This is a genomic window from Arthrobacter sp. PAMC 25486, assembly GCF_000785535.1.
Classification (GTDB): Bacteria; Actinomycetota; Actinomycetes; order Actinomycetales; family Micrococcaceae; genus Specibacter.
In genome coordinates, this window is record NZ_CP007595.1 from 2,899,115 (window position 1) to 2,922,532 (window position 23,418).

At 57.8% G+C, this 23,418-nt stretch carries 8 protein-coding genes, 1 tRNA gene and 6 rRNA genes; 10 read left to right on the forward strand and 5 right to left on the reverse strand.

The features are described from left to right. Both art_RS13250 and art_RS13255 read right to left on the reverse strand, forming a co-directional pair. Entirely contained in the window at window positions 1-486 is a 486-nt protein-coding gene (locus tag art_RS13250; protein ID WP_038465540.1) for an FHA domain-containing protein, read from the reverse strand. Next, the gene (locus tag art_RS13255) at window positions 483-1,298 is read right to left on the reverse strand and encodes a DUF3662 and FHA domain-containing protein (protein ID WP_038465542.1); all 816 of its coding nucleotides are present in this window, start codon (window positions 1,296-1,298) and stop codon (window positions 483-485) included. Before art_RS13255 ends, art_RS13250 begins: the two co-directional genes overlap by 4 nt. A gap of 408 nt (window positions 1,299-1,706) precedes the next feature. Here art_RS13255 and art_RS13260 point away from each other — a divergent pair. The 8 genes from art_RS13260 to rrf (art_RS13295) all read left to right on the forward strand — a co-directional run bounded on the left by art_RS13260 (window position 1,707) and on the right by rrf (art_RS13295) (window position 15,937). Beyond that, window positions 1,707-1,789 (forward strand) — tRNA-Leu (locus art_RS13260). A 467-nt stretch (window positions 1,790-2,256) separates the two neighbouring features. Then, the gene (locus art_RS13265; protein ID WP_038465543.1) at window positions 2,257-2,634 is read left to right on the forward strand and encodes a phage holin family protein; all 378 of its coding nucleotides are present in this window, start codon (window positions 2,257-2,259) and stop codon (window positions 2,632-2,634) included. Window positions 2,635-3,110: 476 nt separating this feature from the next. After that, window positions 3,111-4,646 (forward strand): 16S ribosomal RNA (locus tag art_RS13270). Window positions 4,647-5,220: 574 nt separating this feature from the next. Then, a 23S ribosomal RNA gene (locus art_RS13275) occupies window positions 5,221-8,391 on the forward strand. A gap of 227 nt (window positions 8,392-8,618) precedes the next feature. Then, window positions 8,619-8,735, forward strand: a 5S ribosomal RNA gene (rrf, locus tag art_RS13280). Window positions 8,736-10,313: 1,578 nt separating this feature from the next. After that, window positions 10,314-11,849, forward strand: a 16S ribosomal RNA gene (locus art_RS13285). Between the two features lie 574 nt (window positions 11,850-12,423). Continuing rightward, window positions 12,424-15,594: ribosomal RNA gene (locus art_RS13290) — 23S ribosomal RNA — on the forward strand. Window positions 15,595-15,820: 226 nt separating this feature from the next. Further along, window positions 15,821-15,937, forward strand: a 5S ribosomal RNA gene (gene rrf, locus art_RS13295). Together the 16S, 23S and 5S rRNA genes form the textbook arrangement of a ribosomal RNA operon. Window positions 15,938-16,496: 559 nt before the next feature. Here the strand turns inward: rrf (art_RS13295) and art_RS13300 are convergent. Genes art_RS13300 through art_RS13310 form a run of 3 tightly spaced genes read right to left on the reverse strand, consistent with a single transcriptional unit; the run spans window position 16,497 to window position 21,934 of the window. Further along, on the reverse strand, window positions 16,497-19,790 hold the full coding sequence (locus art_RS13300; RefSeq protein ID WP_038465545.1) for an ATP-binding protein: 3,294 nt from the start codon (window positions 19,788-19,790) through the stop codon (window positions 16,497-16,499). Beyond that, on the reverse strand, window positions 19,791-20,480 hold the full coding sequence (locus tag art_RS13305; RefSeq protein ID WP_052136527.1) for a DUF4194 domain-containing protein: 690 nt from the start codon (window positions 20,478-20,480) through the stop codon (window positions 19,791-19,793). Further along, window positions 20,477-21,934, reverse strand: coding sequence for a DUF3375 domain-containing protein (locus art_RS13310; protein ID WP_038465547.1), 1,458 nt, complete (start codon window positions 21,932-21,934; stop codon window positions 20,477-20,479). Before art_RS13310 ends, art_RS13305 begins: the two co-directional genes overlap by 4 nt. 394 nt (window positions 21,935-22,328) lie before the next feature. On the opposite strand from art_RS13310, the gene rpsF reads away from it, so the two are divergent. Both rpsF and art_RS13320 read left to right on the forward strand, forming a co-directional pair. Beyond that, entirely contained in the window at window positions 22,329-22,634 is a 306-nt protein-coding gene (gene rpsF, locus art_RS13315) for a 30S ribosomal protein S6 (protein WP_038465549.1), read from the forward strand. A gap of 62 nt (window positions 22,635-22,696) precedes the next feature. Beyond that, window positions 22,697-23,317 (forward strand): single-stranded DNA-binding protein, encoded by a 621-nt coding sequence (locus art_RS13320; RefSeq protein ID WP_038465551.1) that lies wholly within the window; start codon window positions 22,697-22,699, stop codon window positions 23,315-23,317. Window positions 23,318-23,418: the final 101 nt, after the last annotated feature.

Here is a 23,418-nt window from a genome sequence, read left to right on the forward strand (position 1 = left end):
TCACGGCCTCAATTCGATGACCGTTTTGCCGATCCGCACCGGGACACCCAATTCCACGGGAAGTGCACGCGTCAACGCCGCACCGCCGAGGAAGGTTCCGTTGGTGGAGCCCAAATCTTCAATAAACCAGCGAGTTCCCTGCGGGAACAGGCGCGCGTGACGGCCGGAAGCATAGTCATCTTCAAGCACCAGGGTGGCTTCCTGGGCGCGGCCCAACAAGATTGGCACGCCGGACAGCTCCAGCGTGGTCCCTGCCAAGGGTCCCTCGGTTACTACCAATTCACGCGCCTGCATCTTTGCCGGAGGAGCCTCGTCGACGAGCTCAGGGTGCTTGCGGGCCTGCCGGGCTGTGGGCGCGCCAACTTTGGCCTTGCGGCCGATGACCAGGTCGCGGCGCATGGCTGCCACGACGGCGAACACCATGATCCACATCAGAATCAGGAAGCCGAAGCGCAGGATTGTTACAACAAGGCTGAGATCGTTCATCGCGGCCCTCCGCGTACGGGGAGGACTCGGAAGGTGATTTGGGTCCGGCCCATGGTGATGTTTGATCCGTCCTGCAGGGGCGCTGACCCTTGGACACGGTGGCCGTCCACGTAGCTGCCGTTGGTGGAACCAAGATCCACGGCTGTGCTCACGCCGGCCGATGTGCGGATTTCCAAATGTTTGCGGGAAACGCCTGTGTCATCTATCAGGATGTCGGCTTCCGATGAACGGCCAAGGACGATAGAGGCGGCGTTCAGAGAGTAGCGCTGGCCGTCAATGTCAAGGACCTGCTGTCCCTGAGGGGCCTCGGGTTGAACGGGCGACGGCGTTGGTTGGCGTTTGTACACTGGCGCCGGCTGTACCTGGGCGACGGGGCTTTGGGTGGGCCGGGCCGGTGCGTTCTGTGGGGCTTGAGCAGGCGCAGATTGTGACGGCGCCGCACCTTCCTTCTCTGTGGAAGAAAGGACCTCAAACTGGCCTGCTCGCAGTTCGGCCTGGTGGTTGAAGGCCACACGTACGGGGCCCTGCAGCACGTAGCCCTGGCTGCGTGCGTGGTTGATGACAACATCGCACAGCTCTTCAGCGAGGGTGACTCCCCAGGCGCGGGCCCGTTCAAAGTCGGTGTCGCCCAGCTCAATGTTGAAAACGTTCGGGGCCAAGGTGCGGCCCGCGTCAAGGGTCATGGCCTTGTCGTCAAGCTCCCGGCGGAGGGCGTTGGCCATCTCCACTGGCTGCAGGGTCTTGGAGCCAAGTGAGAAGGCACCACGCACTGCCTTTTCAATGCCCTTTTCGACGTTGTCAAACAATCCCATGCGCTCTCCTCTCCTCAAGGTCTTGATGCTGCTTGTTGTTACCGCCCATAGGTGGACGAATTCAATGTTCCAATCGCACCACGGATGGGCGCAACACCTGAGCCGACCGCGCTGCGGGCAACTCTGTTCAAGCTTGATACTACTGCCGCAGTCTTTGAATATACCCATAAGGTGGCTCGAATGTGGCAAAGTTCCTACCGTAGTAGGGGGAATTGCCTGGTTCATGAAGTGCCCCAAGTTCCGTGTGATGTAGGGGATAAAGGGGGGTCCCAAAGGCTGCGCCAGGTACCCTTTCTGGTGTGCGGAACGGCTCGTTTAGGTGAATCGGGCAAACGTCCTATATGCTTGATCTCGCTGTTCCACTGAAAGCCGAAAATACTTCGGCAAGACGGTGAAATAGTTCGAAACGCGCGAGTGGCGGAACGGCAGACGCGCTGGCTTCAGGTGCCAGTGTCCGAGAGGGCGTGGGGGTTCAAATCCCCCCTCGCGCACGTTTTGAAGAATCCCCGGTAAGAACCAAGAGTTCTTACCGGGGATTTTTTGTTGCCCAAAAACCCTCCGTCACCTTTTGAGGCTTTGCGAGAACCCCGTGACCATTCGGGCCTTCCTTGCACCGCTACTTCTCTCTAATGATTCTTGGCAGGCATGGTTCGCGCTGGCGGGACTGATGTAGGGCTGCTGCCGTGGGACCCGCGTTCTCTCTCTCTCTCTCTCTCTAGGCAGCTGGGCACTTCTGGCAAGCACCGCCTCACCTGCGTCATGTACCTATATATAGGTACATGCGGCCTCGGGCTACGCAGCCGCCCTGGAATGCACGCGCCGCTGCCTGGCGACGGATACCCGGACCCTATGTATGGAGCGGCGTTGACCCCGAGGTCATGCACTTCCCATCAAGAGGTAAGGAATCGGGTGCCGACATATAGAACAAGCAGGCGACCATGAGGCATAGGATCGTGCCATGAAGCAACTTATGGTGGGAATTGGTATTCAGCTCGGAAGCTCGGCGGTGGCTATTATCTTGGCCGCGTTGCTCTTGCATCGCTTCACGTTGGGCTTCGGAGGCTTCATCACCGCAGTAGTCGTCTTTACTATTGCGCAATCACTGCTGGTGGGGCTGATCAGCAAACTCGCCACCAAGTACGCGCCGGCATTGGCAGGTGCAGCGACACTGGTTTCAACCTGGCTTGCCCTTCTGATTGCCAGCCTCCCGTTTGGAGGCATTAGGATCCACGGATTTCTGACTTGGATCTGGGCCGCCCTCATCGTGTGGGCCATTACCGCCTTGTGTGCCGTGTTGGTGCCGAAGTACCTAATAAAGAACTCATCCAAGCAATAGGGCAGCACTCACGAACGCCCCCACTGTGGGTGTGATCGAGCGCACGGGCCTAGGATTTGCACGCCCTAAAAAAGGTGTGTATTGTTTTTCGAGTTGCCCCGCTTGATGCGGGAGCGGCGGACTCCCTGGTATTTGAGCCGGTATTTTTGCCGGTTGTTCTGCCGTGTGTTGAGGGATGTGGATCGGGTTTGACCGGGTTTGCATTGCTGAATGTTTGGGGGTAAGATTGAAAAGTTGCCTCGGCACTGATCGCCACGGATTGTTTGATGGTTCGGGTGTGTTGGCTGGGTGTGGTTGTTGTTTGAGAACTCAATAGTGTGCCAAGTTTTTATTGATACCAATTTATTTATATTGAATTGGTTATTTGGTTGTGTGTTGCCGCCCCTGTGGTGATGCATGATCGTTTAGCTGGTTTCGAATTTAGTGCATGCGTTGCTCACCATTTTCCGGTGGTTTCGTGTGTGTCTGTTTAGTTATTAACGGAGAGTTTGATCCTGGCTCAGGATGAACGCTGGCGGCGTGCTTAACACATGCAAGTCGAACGATGAACCCCGCTTGCGGGGGGATTAGTGGCGAACGGGTGAGTAACACGTGAGTAACCTGCCCTTAACTCTGGGATAAGCCTTGGAAACGGGGTCTAATACTGGATATTGACTTTTCCTCGCATGGGGATTGGTTGAAAGATTTATTGGTTTTGGATGGACTCGCGGCCTATCAGCTTGTTGGTGAGGTAATGGCTCACCAAGGCGACGACGGGTAGCCGGCCTGAGAGGGTGACCGGCCACACTGGGACTGAGACACGGCCCAGACTCCTACGGGAGGCAGCAGTGGGGAATATTGCACAATGGGCGAAAGCCTGATGCAGCGACGCCGCGTGAGGGATGACGGCCTTCGGGTTGTAAACCTCTTTCAGTAGGGAACAAGGCCAGACGTTGTCTGGTTGAGGGTACTTGCAGAAGAAGCGCCGGCTAACTACGTGCCAGCAGCCGCGGTAATACGTAGGGCGCAAGCGTTATCCGGAATTATTGGGCGTAAAGAGCTCGTAGGCGGTTTGTCGCGTCTGCCGTGAAAGTCCGGGGCTCAACCCCGGATCTGCGGTGGGTACGGGCAGACTAGAGTGATGTAGGGGAGACTGGAATTCCTGGTGTAGCGGTGAAATGCGCAGATATCAGGAGGAACACCGATGGCGAAGGCAGGTCTCTGGGCATTAACTGACGCTGAGGAGCGAAAGCATGGGGAGCGAACAGGATTAGATACCCTGGTAGTCCATGCCGTAAACGTTGGGCACTAGGTGTGGGGGACATTCCACGTTTTCCGCGCCGTAGCTAACGCATTAAGTGCCCCGCCTGGGGAGTACGGCCGCAAGGCTAAAACTCAAAGGAATTGACGGGGGCCCGCACAAGCGGCGGAGCATGCGGATTAATTCGATGCAACGCGAAGAACCTTACCAAGGCTTGACATGAACCGGAAATACCTGGAAACAGGTGCCCCGCTTGCGGTCGGTTTACAGGTGGTGCATGGTTGTCGTCAGCTCGTGTCGTGAGATGTTGGGTTAAGTCCCGCAACGAGCGCAACCCTCGTTCTATGTTGCCAGCACGTGATGGTGGGGACTCATAGGAGACTGCCGGGGTCAACTCGGAGGAAGGTGAGGACGACGTCAAATCATCATGCCCCTTATGTCTTGGGCTTCACGCATGCTACAATGGCCGGTACAATGGGTTGCGATACTGTGAGGTGGAGCTAATCCCAAAAAGCCGGTCTCAGTTCGGATTGGGGTCTGCAACTCGACCCCATGAAGTCGGAGTCGCTAGTAATCGCAGATCAGCAACGCTGCGGTGAATACGTTCCCGGGCCTTGTACACACCGCCCGTCAAGTCACGAAAGTTGGTAACACCCGAAGCCGGTGGCCTAACCCCCTTGTGGGGAGGGAGCTGTCGAAGGTGGGACTGGCGATTGGGACTAAGTCGTAACAAGGTAGCCGTACCGGAAGGTGCGGCTGGATCACCTCCTTTCTAAGGAGCACCAATCACCAACACAACCCCGCATGGGTGTTGAGCGTTGCGTGGTAGGAGAATAGTACGTAGCGGGAACGAAAGTTTCCCGGCGTGCTGCTCAAGGGTGGAATATCAATAAAATAGGTGCCTGCCGGCACGGGCCAATCTGAATCGAGTACAACAACCTTTTGGGGTTGTGGGGAAAAGTTCATCAAGGATTGGTGTGTTCTGGTGGGTGGTGTTTGGCACACTGTTGGGTCCTGAAACAACAACGGGTCATCGATTTCCTTCGTGGGGATCGTCGATCGTTGTTGATTTCTGGTTTCCCTCACATAACTGAACCGGTCACTGGGTGACACACATTTTTGTGTGTCTGGTGGTTGGGGAACGTGTGTGAAGGGGTTGTTGTTTGAGAACTACATAGTGAACGCGAGCATCTTTTATAAGAAAGCAATTTCTTTGAGAATATGAAATAAAACCTGGATCTGACACCACCTTTTGGGGTGGTGCTGGTTTCCATGGTTTTCTCGATAATCAAAAATCATGATGCACCCGCTTTGGTGTGGTGTGTTGTGTTTGACTGCATGTGTGTGGTCAAGTTTTTAAGGGCGCACGGTGGATGCCTTGGCATTAGGAGCCGAAGAAGGACGTAGGAATCTGCGATAAGCCTCGGGGAGTTGATAACCAAACTTTGATCCGAGGGTGTCCGAATGGGGGAACCCCGCCACCGGTTGCAAGACCAGGTGGTGACCCGCATCTGAATATATAGGATGTGTGGAGGGAACGTGGGGAAGTGAAACATCTCAGTACCCACAGGAAGAGAAAACAATAGTGATTCCGTTAGTAGTGGCGAGCGAACGCGGATCAGGCTAAACCGTGTCATGTGTGATAGCCGGCGGGCGTTGCATGGTGCGGGGTTGTGGGACTTACCGATCTAGTTCTGCCGGACTAGGAAGGGGAATGGTGCATGTATAGGTGAACGGTTTTGAATGGCCGACCGTAGAGGGTGAGAGTCCCGTAACTGAAATGCAGTGCACTCCCTGGTGAGTATCCCAAGTAGCACGGGGCCCGAGAAATCCCGTGTGAATCTGTCAGGACCACCTGATAAGCCTAAATACTACCTAATGACCGATAGCGGACAAGTACCGTGAGGGAAAGGTGAAAAGTACCCCGGGAGGGGAGTGAAATAGTACCTGAAACCGTGTGCTTACAATCCGTCAGAGCAAGCGTGCATCCTTTGGGGTGTAGTTGTTCTTGTGATGGCGTGCCTTTTGAAGAATGAGCCTGCGAGTTAGTGTTACGTCGCGAGGTTAACCCGTGTGGGGAAGCCGTAGCGAAAGCGAGTCTGAATAGGGCGAGTGTAGTGGCGTGATCTAGACCCGAAGCGAAGTGATCTACCCATGGCCAGGTTGAAGCGCGTGTAAGAGCGCGTGGAGGACCGAACCCACTTCAGTTGAAAATGGAGGGGATGAGCTGTGGGTAGGGGTGAAAGGCCAATCAAACTTCGTGATAGCTGGTTCTCCCCGAAATGCATTTAGGTGCAGCGTTGCGTGTTTCTTACTGGAGGTAGAGCTACTGGATGGCTAATGGGCCCTACAAGGTTACTGACGTCAGCCAAACTCCGAATGCCGGTAAGTCAGAGCGTAGCAGTGAGACTGTGGGGGATAAGCTTCATAGTCGAGAGGGAAACAGCCCAGACCACCAACTAAGGCCCCTAAGCGTGTGCTAAGTGGGAAAGGATGTGGGATTGCTTAGACAACCAGGAGGTTGGCTTAGAAGCAGCCATCCTTAAAAGAGTGCGTAATAGCTCACTGGTCAAGTGATTCCGCGCCGACAATGTAGCGGGGCTCAAGTACACCGCCGAAGTTGTGGATTTCAAACATTGCCCTAGCCAAAGCTTGCTTTGGTTCAGGGGTTTGGAGTGGTAGGGGAGCGTCGTGTGGGCATTGAAGCTGCAGTGTGAACTAGCAGTGGAGCCCACACGAGTGAGAATGCAGGCATGAGTAGCGAAAGACGGGTGAGAAACCCGTCCGCCGAATGATCAAGGGTTCCAGGGTCAAGCTAATCTGCCCTGGGTAAGTCGGGACCTAAGGCGAGGCCGACAGGCGTAGTCGATGGACAACGGGTTGATATTCCCGTACCGGTGAAGAACCGCCCCTATTGAACCGGTGATACTAACCACCCAAACCACCACTGCGTGTCCTTCGGGACCAGGGTGTGTGGGGAGCGTGGGACCTGAACCGGGGAGGTAAACGTATTAACAGGTGTGACGCAGGAAGGTAGCCGAGCCGGGCGATGGTAGTCCCGGTCTAAGGATGTAGGAAACACGATAGGCAAATCCGTTGTGTTGTCTTTGATGACGATTCTGAGATCTGATGGGACCCCCGTACGGGGGAATTCGGTGATCCTATGCTGCCTAGAAAAGCATCGACGTGAGGTTCCAACCGCCCGTACCCCAAACCGACACAGGTGATCAGGTAGAGAATACTAAGGCGATCGAGAGAATTATGGTTAAGGAACTCGGCAAAATGCCCCCGTAACTTCGGGAGAAGGGGGGCCTGCCCCGTGAAGGAACCTAGCGTTCCGTGAGCGGGTGTGGGCCGCAGAGACCAGGGGGAAGCGACTGTTTACTAAAAACACAGGTCCGTGCGAAGTCGCAAGACGATGTATACGGACTGACTCCTGCCCGGTGCTGGAAGGTTAAGAGGACCGGTTAGCACACTTGTGTGCGAAGCTGAGAATTTAAGCCCCAGTAAACGGCGGTGGTAACTATAACCATCCTAAGGTAGCGAAATTCCTTGTCGGGTAAGTTCCGACCTGCACGAATGGAGTAACGACTTCCCCGCTGTCTCAACCATAAACTCGGCGAAATTGCAGTACGAGTAAAGATGCTCGTTACGCGCAGCAGGACGGAAAGACCCCGAGACCTTTACTATAGTTTGGTATTGGTGTTCGGAGTGGCTTGTGTAGGATAGGTGGGAGACTGTGAAACCGCAACGCTAGTTGTGGTGGAGTCATCGTTGAAATACCACTCTGGTCACTTTGGACATCTAACTTCGGCCCGTAATCCGGGTCAGGGACAGTGCCTGATGGGTAGTTTAACTGGGGCGGTTGCCTCCTAAAAAGTAACGGAGGCGCCCAAAGGTTCCCTCAGCCTGGTTGGCAATCAGGTTTCGAGTGTAAGTGCACAAGGGAGCTTGACTGTGAGAGGGACACCTCGAGCAGGGACGAAAGTCGGGACTAGTGATCCGGCGGCACATTGTGGAATGGCCGTCGCTCAACGGATAAAAGGTACCTCGGGGATAACAGGCTGATCTTGCCCAAGAGTCCATATCGACGGCATGGTTTGGCACCTCGATGTCGGCTCGTCGCATCCTGGGGCTGGAGTAGGTCCCAAGGGTTGGGCTGTTCGCCCATTAAAGCGGTACGCGAGCTGGGTTTAGAACGTCGTGAGACAGTTCGGTCCCTATCCGCTGCGCGCGCAGGAAATTTGAGAAGGGCTGTCCTTAGTACGAGAGGACCGGGACGGACGAACCTCTGGTGTGTCAGTTGTACTGCCAAGTGCATCGCTGATTAGCTACGTTCGGATGGGATAACCGCTGAAAGCATCTAAGCGGGAAGCCCGCTTCAAGATGAGATTTCCATACACAGTTATGTGTGAGAGGCCCCCAGCTAGACCACTGGGTTGATAGGCCGGACGTGGAAGCGAGGACTAAAGACTCGTGAAGCTGACCGGTACTAATAGGCCGATAACTTACACCACACACACTCTTATAACTAAAAAGACTGCTCGCGTTCACTATGTGGTTCCCAAACAACAAACCCACCCGTTTGTTAATGGAAACCAAACCACGGATCAACACCTGTGATAACCCCCACCCCACAGTGGCGGGACACCCACCAAAAACATCCCGTATAATAAAATACTGTTGTTCATCACAGAACACCCAACAAGCCACCCAACCAATCACTTGGTCTTGGGGAACGAGTTACGGTGGTCATAGCGTGGGGGAAACGCCCGGTCCCATTCCGAACCCGGAAGCTAAGACCCACAGCGCCGATGGTACTGCATTCGAGAGGATGTGGGAGAGTAGGACACCGCCGGACAACACATAAAAACAGGTCGAGGCCCCACACCACCAGGTGCGGGGCCTCCCTGCAATAACAACAACCCAACCCACCACCACCCCCTACCCTCACGGCCACCCCACCCGGTGGCCACAGCTGTTTAACCCACCAGAACGCTCCCTCACGTTCCGGGCCATATCGACGGATCCTCCCTCACGTTCCGGAGGCTGCCCGCCACCTCGAAGCCACCGATCCACCGAAACCACCGGGTACGGAAACGACCGGGTACGGAAACGTCCGGGTACAGAAACGTCCGGGTACGGAAATGACCGGGCCCCGAAACCATGGCCACCCCACCCGGTGGCCGTCCTTGTTTAACAACCCAGTGTTGAGTAGCCCAGTCCGGATCACCGTGCGGGGTGGTTCCTGACGGGGCATCAGATGCCATGTGTTTCTTGTTGGTGTTAGTGGCATTGATGGAGGTAACTTCCTGGATCACGTCAGTGATGACCTGGGGCGGGGATCTGCTGCTTCCGGGCCGGCTGGGTGGAGGCCAGGGTTGGGTGTGTGGTGCCGTTGGTCGGCACCGTCGTCCCGCCGGTGGGTTCTTCCCTGCCGGCGCCCTGGAGTCACCGCACCGTCGGTGTGGCAGGGTCGCAGTGCCCGGCCAGGGATGTTGGAGACCGGGGCCAGGTGGTGTTCACTCAACCGTGCGGTGGTGCGGTGGTGCGGTGGTGCGATGCCGCGAAGCCGCGGTGGTGTGCTGGTGCGGATTGCCGGGGCCGGCTGCGCCGGGCACCAACTGGTGCTTGTCGCACTTTTTTTGATGTGGTGGTGCCGGTCCAGGTCATTGACGGGGATGCCGTGGAAGCGGCCCACCTCCAGATCCTCGCAGCAGCCAGGCAGCCAGGGAGCTTGATGGCAGGGAAGTTCGACGGCGCCGTGATGGTAGGGAAGTTAGACGGCGTGATGGCGTGATGGCGTGATGGCGTTGTCGGTTGGTGGGGTGGACGCTGGCTGTTGAGGGGGTTCGGGGTGTGGTGCTGGGCACAGTATCGGGTGGTGGGTGGCCTGCTGGGTGGCTGGGCAGGGGTGCCCGGGCCGTGGGCGGGGTGGTGTTCCGGGTCGTTATCCCGGGCGTTTCCGCGGGGTTTCGGGGCGCCGGGGTGTGGTGGTGGGTGTCACAGGGTGTGGAGTTGGTGTTGGCGGGTAAAGGTGTGTATTGTTTTTCGAGTTGCCCCGCTTGATGCGGGAGCGGCGGACTCCCTGGTATTTGAGCCGGTATTTTTGCCGGTTGTTCTGCCGTGTGTTGAGGGATGTGGATCGGGTTTGACCGGGTTTGCATTGCTGAATGTTTGGGGGTAAGATTGAAAAAGTTGCCTCGGCACTGATCGCCACGGATTGTTTGATGGTTCGGGTGTGTTGGCTGGGTGTGGTTGTTGTTTGAGAACTCAATAGTGTGCCAAGTTTTATTGATACCAATTTATTTATATTGAATTGGTTATTTGGTTGTGTGTTGCCGCCCCTGTGGTGATGCATGATCGTTTAGCTGGTTTCGAATTTAGTGCATGCGTTGCTCACCATTTTCCGGTGGTTGCGTGTGTGTCTGTTTAGTTATTAACGGAGAGTTTGATCCTGGCTCAGGATGAACGCTGGCGGCGTGCTTAACACATGCAAGTCGAACGATGAACCCCGCTTGCGGGGGGATTAGTGGCGAACGGGTGAGTAACACGTGAGTAACCTGCCCTTAACTCTGGGATAAGCCTTGGAAACGGGGTCTAATACTGGATATTGACTTTTCCTCGCATGGGGATTGGTTGAAAGATTTATTGGTTTTGGATGGACTCGCGGCCTATCAGCTTGTTGGTGAGGTAATGGCTCACCAAGGCGACGACGGGTAGCCGGCCTGAGAGGGTGACCGGCCACACTGGGACTGAGACACGGCCCAGACTCCTACGGGAGGCAGCAGTGGGGAATATTGCACAATGGGCGAAAGCCTGATGCAGCGACGCCGCGTGAGGGATGACGGCCTTCGGGTTGTAAACCTCTTTCAGTAGGGAACAAGGCCAGACGTTGTCTGGTTGAGGGTACTTGCAGAAGAAGCGCCGGCTAACTACGTGCCAGCAGCCGCGGTAATACGTAGGGCGCAAGCGTTATCCGGAATTATTGGGCGTAAAGAGCTCGTAGGCGGTTTGTCGCGTCTGCCGTGAAAGTCCGGGGCTCAACCCCGGATCTGCGGTGGGTACGGGCAGACTAGAGTGATGTAGGGGAGACTGGAATTCCTGGTGTAGCGGTGAAATGCGCAGATATCAGGAGGAACACCGATGGCGAAGGCAGGTCTCTGGGCATTAACTGACGCTGAGGAGCGAAAGCATGGGGAGCGAACAGGATTAGATACCCTGGTAGTCCATGCCGTAAACGTTGGGCACTAGGTGTGGGGGACATTCCACGTTTTCCGCGCCGTAGCTAACGCATTAAGTGCCCCGCCTGGGGAGTACGGCCGCAAGGCTAAAACTCAAAGGAATTGACGGGGGCCCGCACAAGCGGCGGAGCATGCGGATTAATTCGATGCAACGCGAAGAACCTTACCAAGGCTTGACATGAACCGGAAATACCTGGAAACAGGTGCCCCGCTTGCGGTCGGTTTACAGGTGGTGCATGGTTGTCGTCAGCTCGTGTCGTGAGATGTTGGGTTAAGTCCCGCAACGAGCGCAACCCTCGTTCTATGTTGCCAGCACGTGATGGTGGGGACTCATAGGAGACTGCCGGGGTCAACTCGGAGGAAGGTGAGGACGACGTCAAATCATCATGCCCCTTATGTCTTGGGCTTCACGCATGCTACAATGGCCGGTACAATGGGTTGCGATACTGTGAGGTGGAGCTAATCCCAAAAAGCCGGTCTCAGTTCGGATTGGGGTCTGCAACTCGACCCCATGAAGTCGGAGTCGCTAGTAATCGCAGATCAGCAACGCTGCGGTGAATACGTTCCCGGGCCTTGTACACACCGCCCGTCAAGTCACGAAAGTTGGTAACACCCGAAGCCGGTGGCCTAACCCCCTTGTGGGGAGGGAGCTGTCGAAGGTGGGACTGGCGATTGGGACTAAGTCGTAACAAGGTAGCCGTACCGGAAGGTGCGGCTGGATCACCTCCTTTCTAAGGAGCACCAATCACCAACACAACCCCGCATGGGTGTTGAGCGTTGCGTGGTAGGAGAATAGTACGTAGCGGGAACGAAAGTTTCCCGGCGTGCTGCTCAAGGGTGGAATATCAATAAAATAGGTGCCTGCCGGCACGGGCCAATCTGAATCGAGTACAACAACCTTTTGGGGTTGTGGGGAAAAGTTCATCAAGGATTGGTGTGTTCTGGTGGGTGGTGTTTGGCACACTGTTGGGTCCTGAAACAACAACGGGTCATCGATTTCCTTCGTGGGGATCGTCGATCGTTGTTGATTTCTGGTTTCCCTCACATAACTGAACCGGTCACTGGGTGACACACATTTTTGTGTGTCTGGTGGTTGGGGAACGTGTGTGAAGGGGTTGTTGTTTGAGAACTACATAGTGAACGCGAGCATCTTTTATAAGAAAGCAATTTCTTTGAGAATATGAAATAAAACCTGGATCTGACACCACCTTTTGGGGTGGTGCTGGTTTCCATGGTTTTCTCGATAATCAAAAATCATGATGCACCCGCTTTGGTGTGGTGTGTTGTGTTTGACTGCATGTGTGTGGTCAAGTTTTTAAGGGCGCACGGTGGATGCCTTGGCATTAGGAGCCGAAGAAGGACGTAGGAATCTGCGATAAGCCTCGGGGAGTTGATAACCAAACTTTGATCCGAGGGTGTCCGAATGGGGGAACCCCGCCACCGGTTGCAAGACCAGGTGGTGACCCGCATCTGAATATATAGGATGTGTGGAGGGAACGTGGGGAAGTGAAACATCTCAGTACCCACAGGAAGAGAAAACAATAGTGATTCCGTTAGTAGTGGCGAGCGAACGCGGATCAGGCTAAACCGTGTCATGTGTGATAGCCGGCGGGCGTTGCATGGTGCGGGGTTGTGGGACTTACCGATCTAGTTCTGCCGGACTAGGAAGGGGAATGGTGCATGTATAGGTGAACGGTTTTGAATGGCCGACCGTAGAGGGTGAGAGTCCCGTAACTGAAATGCAGTGCACTCCCTGGTGAGTATCCCAAGTAGCACGGGGCCCGAGAAATCCCGTGTGAATCTGTCAGGACCACCTGATAAGCCTAAATACTACCTAATGACCGATAGCGGACAAGTACCGTGAGGGAAAGGTGAAAAGTACCCCGGGAGGGGAGTGAAATAGTACCTGAAACCGTGTGCTTACAATCCGTCAGAGCAAGCGTGCATCCTTTGGGGTGTAGTTGTTCTTGTGATGGCGTGCCTTTTGAAGAATGAGCCTGCGAGTTAGTGTTACGTCGCGAGGTTAACCCGTGTGGGGAAGCCGTAGCGAAAGCGAGTCTGAATAGGGCGAGTGTAGTGGCGTGATCTAGACCCGAAGCGAAGTGATCTACCCATGGCCAGGTTGAAGCGCGTGTAAGAGCGCGTGGAGGACCGAACCCACTTCAGTTGAAAATGGAGGGGATGAGCTGTGGGTAGGGGTGAAAGGCCAATCAAACTTCGTGATAGCTGGTTCTCCCCGAAATGCATTTAGGTGCAGCGTTGCGTGTTTCTTACTGGAGGTAGAGCTACTGGATGGCTAATGGGCCCTACAAGGTTACTGACGTCAGCCAAACTCCGAATGCCGGTAAGTCAGAGCGTAGCAGTGAGACTGTGGGGGATAAGCTTCATAGTCGAGAGGGAAACAGCCCAGACCACCAACTAAGGCCCCTAAGCGTGTGCTAAGTGGGAAAGGATGTGGGATTGCTTAGACAACCAGGAGGTTGGCTTAGAAGCAGCCATCCTTAAAAGAGTGCGTAATAGCTCACTGGTCAAGTGATTCCGCGCCGACAATGTAGCGGGGCTCAAGTACACCGCCGAAGTTGTGGATTTCAAACATTGCCCTAGCCAAAGCTTGCTTTGGTTCAGGGGTTTGGAGTGGTAGGGGAGCGTCGTGTGGGCATTGAAGCTGCAGTGTGAACTAGCAGTGGAGCCCACACGAGTGAGAATGCAGGCATGAGTAGCGAAAGACGGGTGAGAAACCCGTCCGCCGAATGATCAAGGGTTCCAGGGTCAAGCTAATCTGCCCTGGGTAAGTCGGGACCTAAGGCGAGGCCGACAGGCGTAGTCGATGGACAACGGGTTGATATTCCCGTACCGGTGAAGAACCGCCCCTATTGAACCGGTGATACTAACCACCCAAACCACCACTGCGTGTCCTTCGGGACCAGGGTGTGTGGGGAGCGTGGGACCTGAACCGGGGAGGTAAACGTATTAACAGGTGTGACGCAGGAAGGTAGCCGAGCCGGGCGATGGTAGTCCCGGTCTAAGGATGTAGGAAACACGATAGGCAAATCCGTTGTGTTGTCTTTGATGACGATTCTGAGATCTGATGGGACCCCCGTACGGGGGAATTCGGTGATCCTATGCTGCCTAGAAAAGCATCGACGTGAGGTTCCAACCGCCCGTACCCCAAACCGACACAGGTGATCAGGTAGAGAATACTAAGGCGATCGAGAGAATTATGGTTAAGGAACTCGGCAAAATGCCCCCGTAACTTCGGGAGAAGGGGGGCCTGCCCCGTGAAGGAACCTAGCGTTCCGTGAGCGGGTGTGGGCCGCAGAGACCAGGGGGAAGCGACTGTTTACTAAAAACACAGGTCCGTGCGAAGTCGCAAGACGATGTATACGGACTGACTCCTGCCCGGTGCTGGAAGGTTAAGAGGACCGGTTAGCACACTTGTGTGCGAAGCTGAGAATTTAAGCCCCAGTAAACGGCGGTGGTAACTATAACCATCCTAAGGTAGCGAAATTCCTTGTCGGGTAAGTTCCGACCTGCACGAATGGAGTAACGACTTCCCCGCTGTCTCAACCATAAACTCGGCGAAATTGCAGTACGAGTAAAGATGCTCGTTACGCGCAGCAGGACGGAAAGACCCCGAGACCTTTACTATAGTTTGGTATTGGTGTTCGGAGTGGCTTGTGTAGGATAGGTGGGAGACTGTGAAACCGCAACGCTAGTTGTGGTGGAGTCATCGTTGAAATACCACTCTGGTCACTTTGGACATCTAACTTCGGCCCGTAATCCGGGTCAGGGACAGTGCCTGATGGGTAGTTTAACTGGGGCGGTTGCCTCCTAAAAAGTAACGGAGGCGCCCAAAGGTTCCCTCAGCCTGGTTGGCAATCAGGTTTCGAGTGTAAGTGCACAAGGGAGCTTGACTGTGAGAGGGACACCTCGAGCAGGGACGAAAGTCGGGACTAGTGATCCGGCGGCACATTGTGGAATGGCCGTCGCTCAACGGATAAAAGGTACCTCGGGGATAACAGGCTGATCTTGCCCAAGAGTCCATATCGACGGCATGGTTTGGCACCTCGATGTCGGCTCGTCGCATCCTGGGGCTGGAGTAGGTCCCAAGGGTTGGGCTGTTCGCCCATTAAAGCGGTACGCGAGCTGGGTTTAGAACGTCGTGAGACAGTTCGGTCCCTATCCGCTGCGCGCGCAGGAAATTTGAGAAGGGCTGTCCTTAGTACGAGAGGACCGGGACGGACGAACCTCTGGTGTGTCAGTTGTACTGCCAAGTGCATCGCTGATTAGCTACGTTCGGATGGGATAACCGCTGAAAGCATCTAAGCGGGAAGCCCGCTTCAAGATGAGATTTCCATACACAGTTATGTGTGAGAGGCCCCCAGCTAGACCACTGGGTTGATAGGCCGGACGTGGAAGCGAGGACTAAAGACTCGTGAAGCTGACCGGTACTAATAGGCCGATAACTTACACCACACACACTCTTATAACTAAAAAGACTGCTCGCGTTCACTATGTGGTTCCCAAACAACAAACCCACCCGTTTGTTAATGGAAACCAAACCAGGGATCAACACCTGTGATAACCCCCACCCCACAGTGGCGGGACACCCACAGGAACATCCCGTATAATAAAATACTGTTGTTCATCACAGAACACCCAACAAGCCACCCAACCAATCACTTGGTCTTGGGGAACGAGTTACGGTGGTCATAGCGTGGGGGAAACGCCCGGTCCCATTCCGAACCCGGAAGCTAAGACCCACAGCGCCGATGGTACTGCATTCGAGAGGATGTGGGAGAGTAGGACACCGCCGGACAACACATAAAAACAGGTCGAGGCCCCACACCACCAGGTGCGGGGCCTCCCTGCATTAAACACACCACCACCAAACACCACCACCAAACATCACCCCAAAACCACCACGGCCACCCCACCCGGTGGCCACACCCTTTTAACACCCACCAGCCACCCACACAGGCGACCCAGCTGGGCACCCAGGCACCGCCGTCGCACATCACCAACAACAACCCCTGGACTACACCGCCGGAGGCACAGCAGTGCTCGAACGCACCACAAGCTTCGTAGGGGTACTCCGCCACAACCGGGACATGCTGGACGCCGTCACTGGGCAACTGCTGCTCAAGGAGCGCCAGCCGTGGGGCGGTCTGAACGTCTCTACCTGTGGTGTGGGCCCACGGCCCCTTTACACAGGCGCAATTACCGCGAGCTCTCGTACACACCATTGGAATGTGCCCGTTACCCCGTTGCTGTAGGGCTGGAGATGCCCGAGCGCGAGAAACTGCAAACGATCGCGGCAGCAGCCGGGGTTTTGACCGGACCCCATTCCACGTAGATCGGCCTCTACGAACCCCGGCCTACCGCAGGAGAATGTCCGTGGCGGTCGCCGGGGACTGGCCTGTTGAGACGAAGCCTGAAACGTTGGCCTGCGGGTGTTTGATGATATCTGTGACAGAGCCGAGGTGCCGGGACAGGTCCACCTTGTCCTCAGGGGCGGCGAGCAGCAGTTGGAAACCGAATTCCTGCAGCGCGTTGATGCCGGCTCCGGCGTATTCGGAGTTTGCCTGGATGAAGGCCTCGTCGATCATGACTGTCCCGTAGGTGCTGTACCCCTGAACATCGATCCCGAGCTGGTAGGCCAGTGCCGCTCCCATGATGAAGGAGGTAAACCGCTGACCCTCGCCACCTGACAGTGTCCCGGGCTCCAACCCGATCTCGATTTCGCCGTTGGGGCGGTGTTCGTTGCAGCTGATGGTCACATGCTGGCGCACGTCCAGGACGGTGTCCGCCCAATGTGCCAGGGCAGGATCCGACAGGGCGTTGACCAGTCGTTCCAGCTGCTGGTAGCTGGATGCCATCTTTTCCTCGGTGGCCTTGGTGTACGCATTGCCCAGCGCCTCCTTGAGTTCCTTGCGGAATGCCCGGGCCTCGTCCGGAACGCTTGTTTTAACTTCCAGGCGCAGCCGGCTGCCCTTTTCAAAAGGCACGTCGGCCAGGATCTGGTTCAGCGGCAGGATGCGTTCCTCAATGGAGCGGCGCTCCTCCTCCAGCAGCTGCAGCAGGTCGGAGAAGCGTTCATAGGAGCGGTTGTTGAAGTACTCCTTGAACTCCTCCTGACGTTGGGGCAGTCCATCGGAAATGATCCTGCCGTACAGCTCTGCATAGTGGGTGGCAGCTTCGGCGCCCGTGCCGTGGCTTGCGCTCATGGAGGGCCCAAATTGCCGGGCAAAGGCCTTGAAGATCTCGCTCAGGGAGCCTTCCGTGCGGAATTGGCGTTCCTTGATGGTGGCCAGGCGCTCGCCCAGGTCGACGGCGACATGGCTCAATAACACTTCAAGCTCGTCGAGTGTGGCAGGTTCACCGTCGCGCAGGTATGGCTCAAAGGCCTCCTGCGCCCACTCGTCAGCCAGCTTGCCGGGGCCGCCGCCGGCCAAAACATCCTGCACGGCGGCCAGGTCCTTCTCAATCCCGGCCAGGTCATGGTGCAGCACGGCCACGCGGCCCACAGCAGCCTCAAGGTCTGCCTGGGCAGCCGCGAGGGATTCCCGCAGCTGGGCCAGGGTGGTGCTGCCGGCAATGGTCTGCTCCAGCGTGGCCTGCAATAATTCAAGTGCTGCGGCCGGAGCCGTGGCATCGAGTTGTTCAAAGCTGCGCCCGTCGGCGGCGATCCGTTTCAGGGCCGCCAGTCTGCGTGCCGACTGTTCCTTGGCCAAACTGCTTTGCGCAGCCGATGCTTCCGCGGCGGCCTGCTCGTCGGCGAGCAGCTGCGCCTGCTCCTCGAGCTGGGCAATCTTGGCGACGTTGTTGAACCCCAGCAGGTAGTCGGCCGGGTTGATGGTGCGGGTGTCCCGCTCAAACAGTGCTGAGCTGAGCTTCACCGTTCCCGCCTGGGAAACCGCCTTTACGTGCTCGTGCAGGGCCACATCGTCGTCCACACAGGTGAATGCAAAGTCGCAGGCGATTTTTCCCCGAAGCCAGGATCCGGCGTCGGACTCGTGGAAATCAAGTTTCGTCACCAGGTGGTTGCGGCCCTCTTTGGCAGGCTTGGCGGGAACGCCGAGGTTACTCCAGCGCAGCTTGCCGTGCCCGTCGAGGGTGTTGATTGCGGAGGTCACTGCGGCAATGTCCGAGCCGCGGATCAGCAAGGTGGTGGCCAGGGAGCGCAGCACCTTCTCCGCTGCCGGCCGCCACGCACCATGCCCGCTGCCAATATCCACCAACTCCCCGGCGAAGGGCATGTCCGCAGCGTTCAGTCCGGTGGCGGCACAAATGGCGCGGCGAGCTCCGGCACTCCGGGAGTCGATGTTGGAGCCGCGGCGTTCGTACGCGGCAATCTCGGCCCGCAGCGCCTTTTCCTGGGCCTTGACGTTCACACTGGCCGCTACCGCCTGGTACTCGCGGGTGCGGGCAGTCTCGGTCTCTTCCTGTTGATGTTCGACGCCGGATGCGGCCGCCGCGCGGGCGTCGGCCAGCCCCTGCGCGCTCCAGTCATACACGAGCCCGGCGCTGTCGAGATCGTCCCTTGCCGCGGTCTCGAGCCGCTGCCGTTCAGCCAGCTCACGCTTTCCGGCGCGGATGTCCTTTTCCAGGCTTTCGATGGCCTGGCCGCCATGGTTGGCGTGCTGCTGGGACAGTGCGGCAACGGACTCGCCCAGGGCATCCTTCGCCTGTGTTGCGGCAGCAATCTCCGCGTGTTTGAGCGCCTGCGACTCCGTCAGGGCGACGGCCCTGGCGGCCAGCAGCTCACCTTGGAATTGCTGGCGGAGGAGGGGCAGCTGAATGTTTTTTAGCTCAACTGTGCGGGATTGTTTTTCTGCCAGTTGTTGCAGTTTTTCGTGCAGCTCCGGCACGGGTGCCAGCGCATCGCGCTGGCCGCGGGCATCCTCGAGCTGGCGATAGATGCCGCTGAGGTGGCTGAAGTCTTCCACGGCGGCAGCAGCGGCCGCGAGCGTTGCTGGCTTGTCCAGCACCTCGTAGCGGAAGAAGCGGTTGACGCCCTTGTCCAGACCCTTGCCGTTCTGCAGGGTGCGCAAGAGACTGAATGCCTTGTCGTTGTGGATGCCGAGTTTGCGCCTGAACCGCTCGGCAAACGTCTTGTGCACGTCGAATGCCTCGGCGCCGGGGAGTGCGGCATGCAGGGACGACGGCGAGAAGCGGCGGCTGCCGTGGTTTTCCAGCGCCTCGGTGTCGAGCGCCCGATCATGTATGAGGTAATGTTTGCCGACCTGCCCCTCAAGGCCGTTGGCGGGCAGGTCAAAGAGGGCGGCGATGGTGACGTGCCGGCCCAGGCCGTCTTCAAAGACCAGGGCGGTGGCCGACCAGGTGGCGCTGGGACGTTGGTACACCACGCCGTCAGCCGTTTTGATCTTGCGACCGCGCATGTAGCTGAATGTGGTGCGCCGGTCCTTGCGGTTGGAGGCCTCGTGGGCTGACTCGTTCAAGCGCGGCGCGGCGTAAAAGATGTGTTGAATGCCGTCAAAAAGGGTCGACTTGCCCACGCCTGGATGGCCCGTCAACAGGGTGCCAGCCCGGTCAACGTACATGCTGTGACGGCCGTGGAAGGTGCCCCAGTTGATGATCTGGATCTGGCTCAGCCTGAACTGGCCGGGGTTGAGCTCTTCGCCGATGGGCAGTGTGGTTGCAATGCTCACTTAGAAGATCTCCTGCACGGTTTGGTCTTGGTGGTCCGGTTCGTCCTGGTTATCCGCTTCGTCCAGATGGCTGGCATCAAGGTCAAGAGCTTCGGTACCGGCGGCCTTGTCCAAGGCGGCAAGGTAGGCCGGAATTTGGTCAATCGAGTCGAAAGGGAGCGCCAGGGCAAGTGCATTGCTGACCCGGTACTCATGGTCCAGCTCGGTGGGCAGAATCAGTTTCAGGTTCAGCAGCCGGGCCAGTGCGGCATCGGTCGCCTCGTCAAGGCGCTTGTCGTCGACCATGCCGGGGTGGCGGTGCTCGGCCAGGATCTCGCGTGCGCCGGCCCGGGACATGCTCACGTCAGTCCCCGAGCCGGCATGCCGGTCCAGGAGCACGCGCAGGCGCAGCGCCAACAGGGTCTCCTCACGGCGCAGCGGCTTCCTGGCCACGACGGGCTGCGTGTGCACGGCGTCAATCTCAGCAGGAGTGAGCAGGGCGATCTTGCGTTCGGCGTCGATGCTCAGCAGCAGGAAAATTTCGCTCAGGTACTGCTGCAGGGACACAGTGTGTGTCAGGACCGTGGTCCACAGGGCTGGCTCCGCCGTGCCGTCGATGTAGGGCCCGCGCAGCAGCCTAACCAGGGCTTGGCGCATGTCCAGCGGGAACGATCCGGTGTCGCCGGGGAAGAGTGTGCGCTCGGTGCTCATGCTGTGGAGTCCTTCGTGAAGGTGAACAAGGGGACGGTGGCGGTGCGCGAGGTGCCGTCAATTTGCGTGAATGTCAGTGTTTCGCTGCGTTCGGGATCGATGCGCTCGCCGGAGCCGCGCGCGGCAAGAATCAACCCGCGAATGGTGTTGATGTGCTGCAGTTCGCTGGGCAGGGACGTGTAGACGTCCGCGAGTGTGGCCGTGCCATTGCGGGTTTCCCGCACGCGGTCGACGGCGGCATGCAGGGCTGGCATGTCGGGCGCCGGTGTCGCTGGGGTGCGGTGGATGTCCGCATCGCTGAGGGCCGGGGGAGCGGCCAGCCTGGGCGGAGGCACGTGGTCTTCCGGGTTGAAGATGCCCAGCCCGGCCAGTGTCTCAAAGTTGGGGGCATATAGCAGCGGCTCAACCACACCGGTGCGGGATCCCAGCCGGGCCGTGGCAACGGCTTGTTCGGCGGCATGGATGGCCTTGCGCAGCAGCACCGATTCCTTGAATTCGGCGGACTGGACGTAGGCGTGCAGGCTCTCGGACAGGCGGCCGTAGATGGTGTGCACATCGGCGGCCTGACGGCGCATCTCCCGCAGCAGGGAGGCAAGGTTGGCCCGTTCCTCGGAACTGAGCTGGTCGCTGAAGTCGCGTTCCAGCACCTCGTTGACCGACTGCCTGAACCGGGCCTGCTGGACGGGGTCGTTGAGGAACTCGGTGAAGCCCTGGAACGTCTCGCCCTCGGCCGTGCCGCGCAGAGCCTTGTCGCCGGCAAGCACCTGGCCCACAGCAACGCCCTTCGTCACGGAGGAATCCATGATCTCTGTGCGAATCGAGTGCAACATGACCTCAACGCCGTCGCGCATCCGCTTGAAATCCGCGGGCAGGCTGGCGGCCAGGTCAAGCACGCTGCGGGTGGCAGCGACGGCGGAATCGTCCGACAGAATGGCCGGGTTGGCACCATTTTTCAGGGCCGCAATTTCATTTTCACGCTCGGCAACCTCCGCCTCCAATGCGGCGATGCGTGATTCCGGATTGGGATCACTTTGCAGCGACAGCGTCTCGATACTGTTCAACAGCGTGCTCAGGCGCGAACTGTTCAGGTTGGTGCGGCTGCCGGTCAGCGTGTCCATGAACGCCAACACCCGGGCCGTTGCGGCGGTTGGCTCGTACTGGAATTTCCCGTCCACCATGGGCCGGGACAGGAACTGGCTGCGCACCCACGAGTCCGCGTAGTGGGACGCCTGCCAGGCCTCGTTCAGGCTGAGGTTTTCCCCGCGCAGTTCCTTCATGAAGTCCGCCAGGTCGGCGTGGAACTCCTCGAGCCCCACACGCTGCTTGGTGGCAGTGAATTCTGCCCGCAGGAAGGCGAGCGTCCATGGGGCGCCCTGCAAAAGTTTCCAGGCCGGACTGAGCCGGAGCTGTTTCTGCGCGTGCCACTGCGCAACGGCGTTGTCAGTGGAGCGCATGGCAGGGCCTTTCGGCAAAGGGAACGGGATCATTCCATTTTAAGGCATGGGGACGGTGCAGAATTCCGGAGCGGCGCGGTCAGTGGCCGAGCCCACCGGAAAGGACGGCGTTGGCGGCTTCGGCCGGTGGTAGACCACCGGCTTTAACCGCAAACGCCGTCCCTTCTCGATCGGGTGCCAAATCACCGGGCGAAGCTTCGCATGACTCACCCACGGCGTGTGGTGGGAGTTACCCACAGGGGTGAGTGTCCGGCGTCGTAATTACGGTAGGATAGACAAGTCTGTGCTGGCGAAGGACCCACTCATCGAGTGCCCCTGCCGGCCAGACAATGCAAATGAACCTCCTGTTACGGAAATGCCGTAACCGCCTAGACCAGAGGAGGTGGGTTCACATATGCGTCCTTACGAACTGATGGTAATCATCGACCCCGATGTTGATGAGCGTACCGTTGAGCCGTCGCTTCAGAAGTTCCTGAATGTCATCACCAACGATGGTGGAACCATCGAAAAGGTTGACATCTGGGGCCGTCGTCGCTTGGCTTACGACATCCAGAAGAAGTCTGAAGGTATCTACGCCGTGGTGAACTTCACTGCTGCACCGGCTACCGCTCAGGAACTTGACCGCGTGCTTGGCCTCAACGAGACCATCCTGCGCACCAAGATCACACGTCCGGAAGAGCAGAAGGTTGTTGCCGAGTAATTTCGGTCAACAATTTATAGCTTTTTCATTGTAGGAAAACACCAAGCAGGAAGCAGGAGCAGATGGCAGGCGAAACCACTATCACGGTCATTGGTAATCTCACCAGTGACCCGGAACTTCGGTTTACCCCGAGCGGTTCAGCAGTAGCGAACTTCACCATTGCGTCGACTCCGCGGACCTTTGACCGCCAGTCAAACGAGTGGAAGGACGGCGAAACGCTGTTCCTCCGTGCCTCGATCTGGCGTGAAGCGGCCGAGAACGTTGCCGAGTCCCTGACAAAGGGCATGCGCGTACTTGTTCAAGGCCGGCTGAAGTCGCGGACCTACGACACCAAAGAAGGCGAAAAGCGCACCGTCATGGAGCTTGAGGTCGACGAGATCGGCCCCTCGCTGCGCTATGCCAACGCCAAGGTCAACCGCACCCAGCGCTCCGGCGCTCAGGGTGGCGGCAACTTTGGTGCCGGCAATGGCGGCCAAGGCGGCCAGGGCGGAAACTTCGGCGGCGGCAACGCCGGCGGGGGACAAGGCGGCTTCGGCGGCGGCACTCAGGGTGGCGGAAACGCACCTTGGAGCGGCGGCCAGCAGCAGCCACAATCCGCACCGGCGGCAGATCCCTGGGCTACGCCCGGCGGGTCAACCGGCGGCTGGAGCACGGGCCCGGATAGCTCCGAGCCTCCCTTCTAACGCGCGCTGCACGCCCTTGCTTGCCGGCTCCGCCGCCACGTCAGGGACCCTCGCGCACCTCGCATTACAATTGTGCGGCAACCGCCGTACGCACACCATCC

Coding starts and splice junctions, on each gene's coding strand:
- art_RS13250 (WP_038465540.1), bottom strand. CDS start 486: ATGAACGATCTCAGCCTTGTTGTAACAATCCTGCGCTTCGGCTTCCTG.
- art_RS13255 (WP_038465542.1), bottom strand. CDS start 1,298: ATGGGATTGTTTGACAACGTCGAAAAGGGCATTGAAAAGGCAGTGCGT.
- art_RS13265 (WP_038465543.1), top strand. CDS start 2,257: ATGAAGCAACTTATGGTGGGAATTGGTATTCAGCTCGGAAGCTCGGCG.
- art_RS13305 (WP_052136527.1), bottom strand. CDS start 20,480: ATGAGCACCGAGCGCACACTCTTCCCCGGCGACACCGGATCGTTCCCG.
- art_RS13310 (WP_038465547.1), bottom strand. CDS start 21,934: ATGCGCTCCACTGACAACGCCGTTGCGCAGTGGCACGCGCAGAAACAG.
- rpsF (WP_038465549.1), top strand. CDS start 22,329: ATGCGTCCTTACGAACTGATGGTAATCATCGACCCCGATGTTGATGAG.
- art_RS13320 (WP_038465551.1), top strand. CDS start 22,697: ATGGCAGGCGAAACCACTATCACGGTCATTGGTAATCTCACCAGTGAC.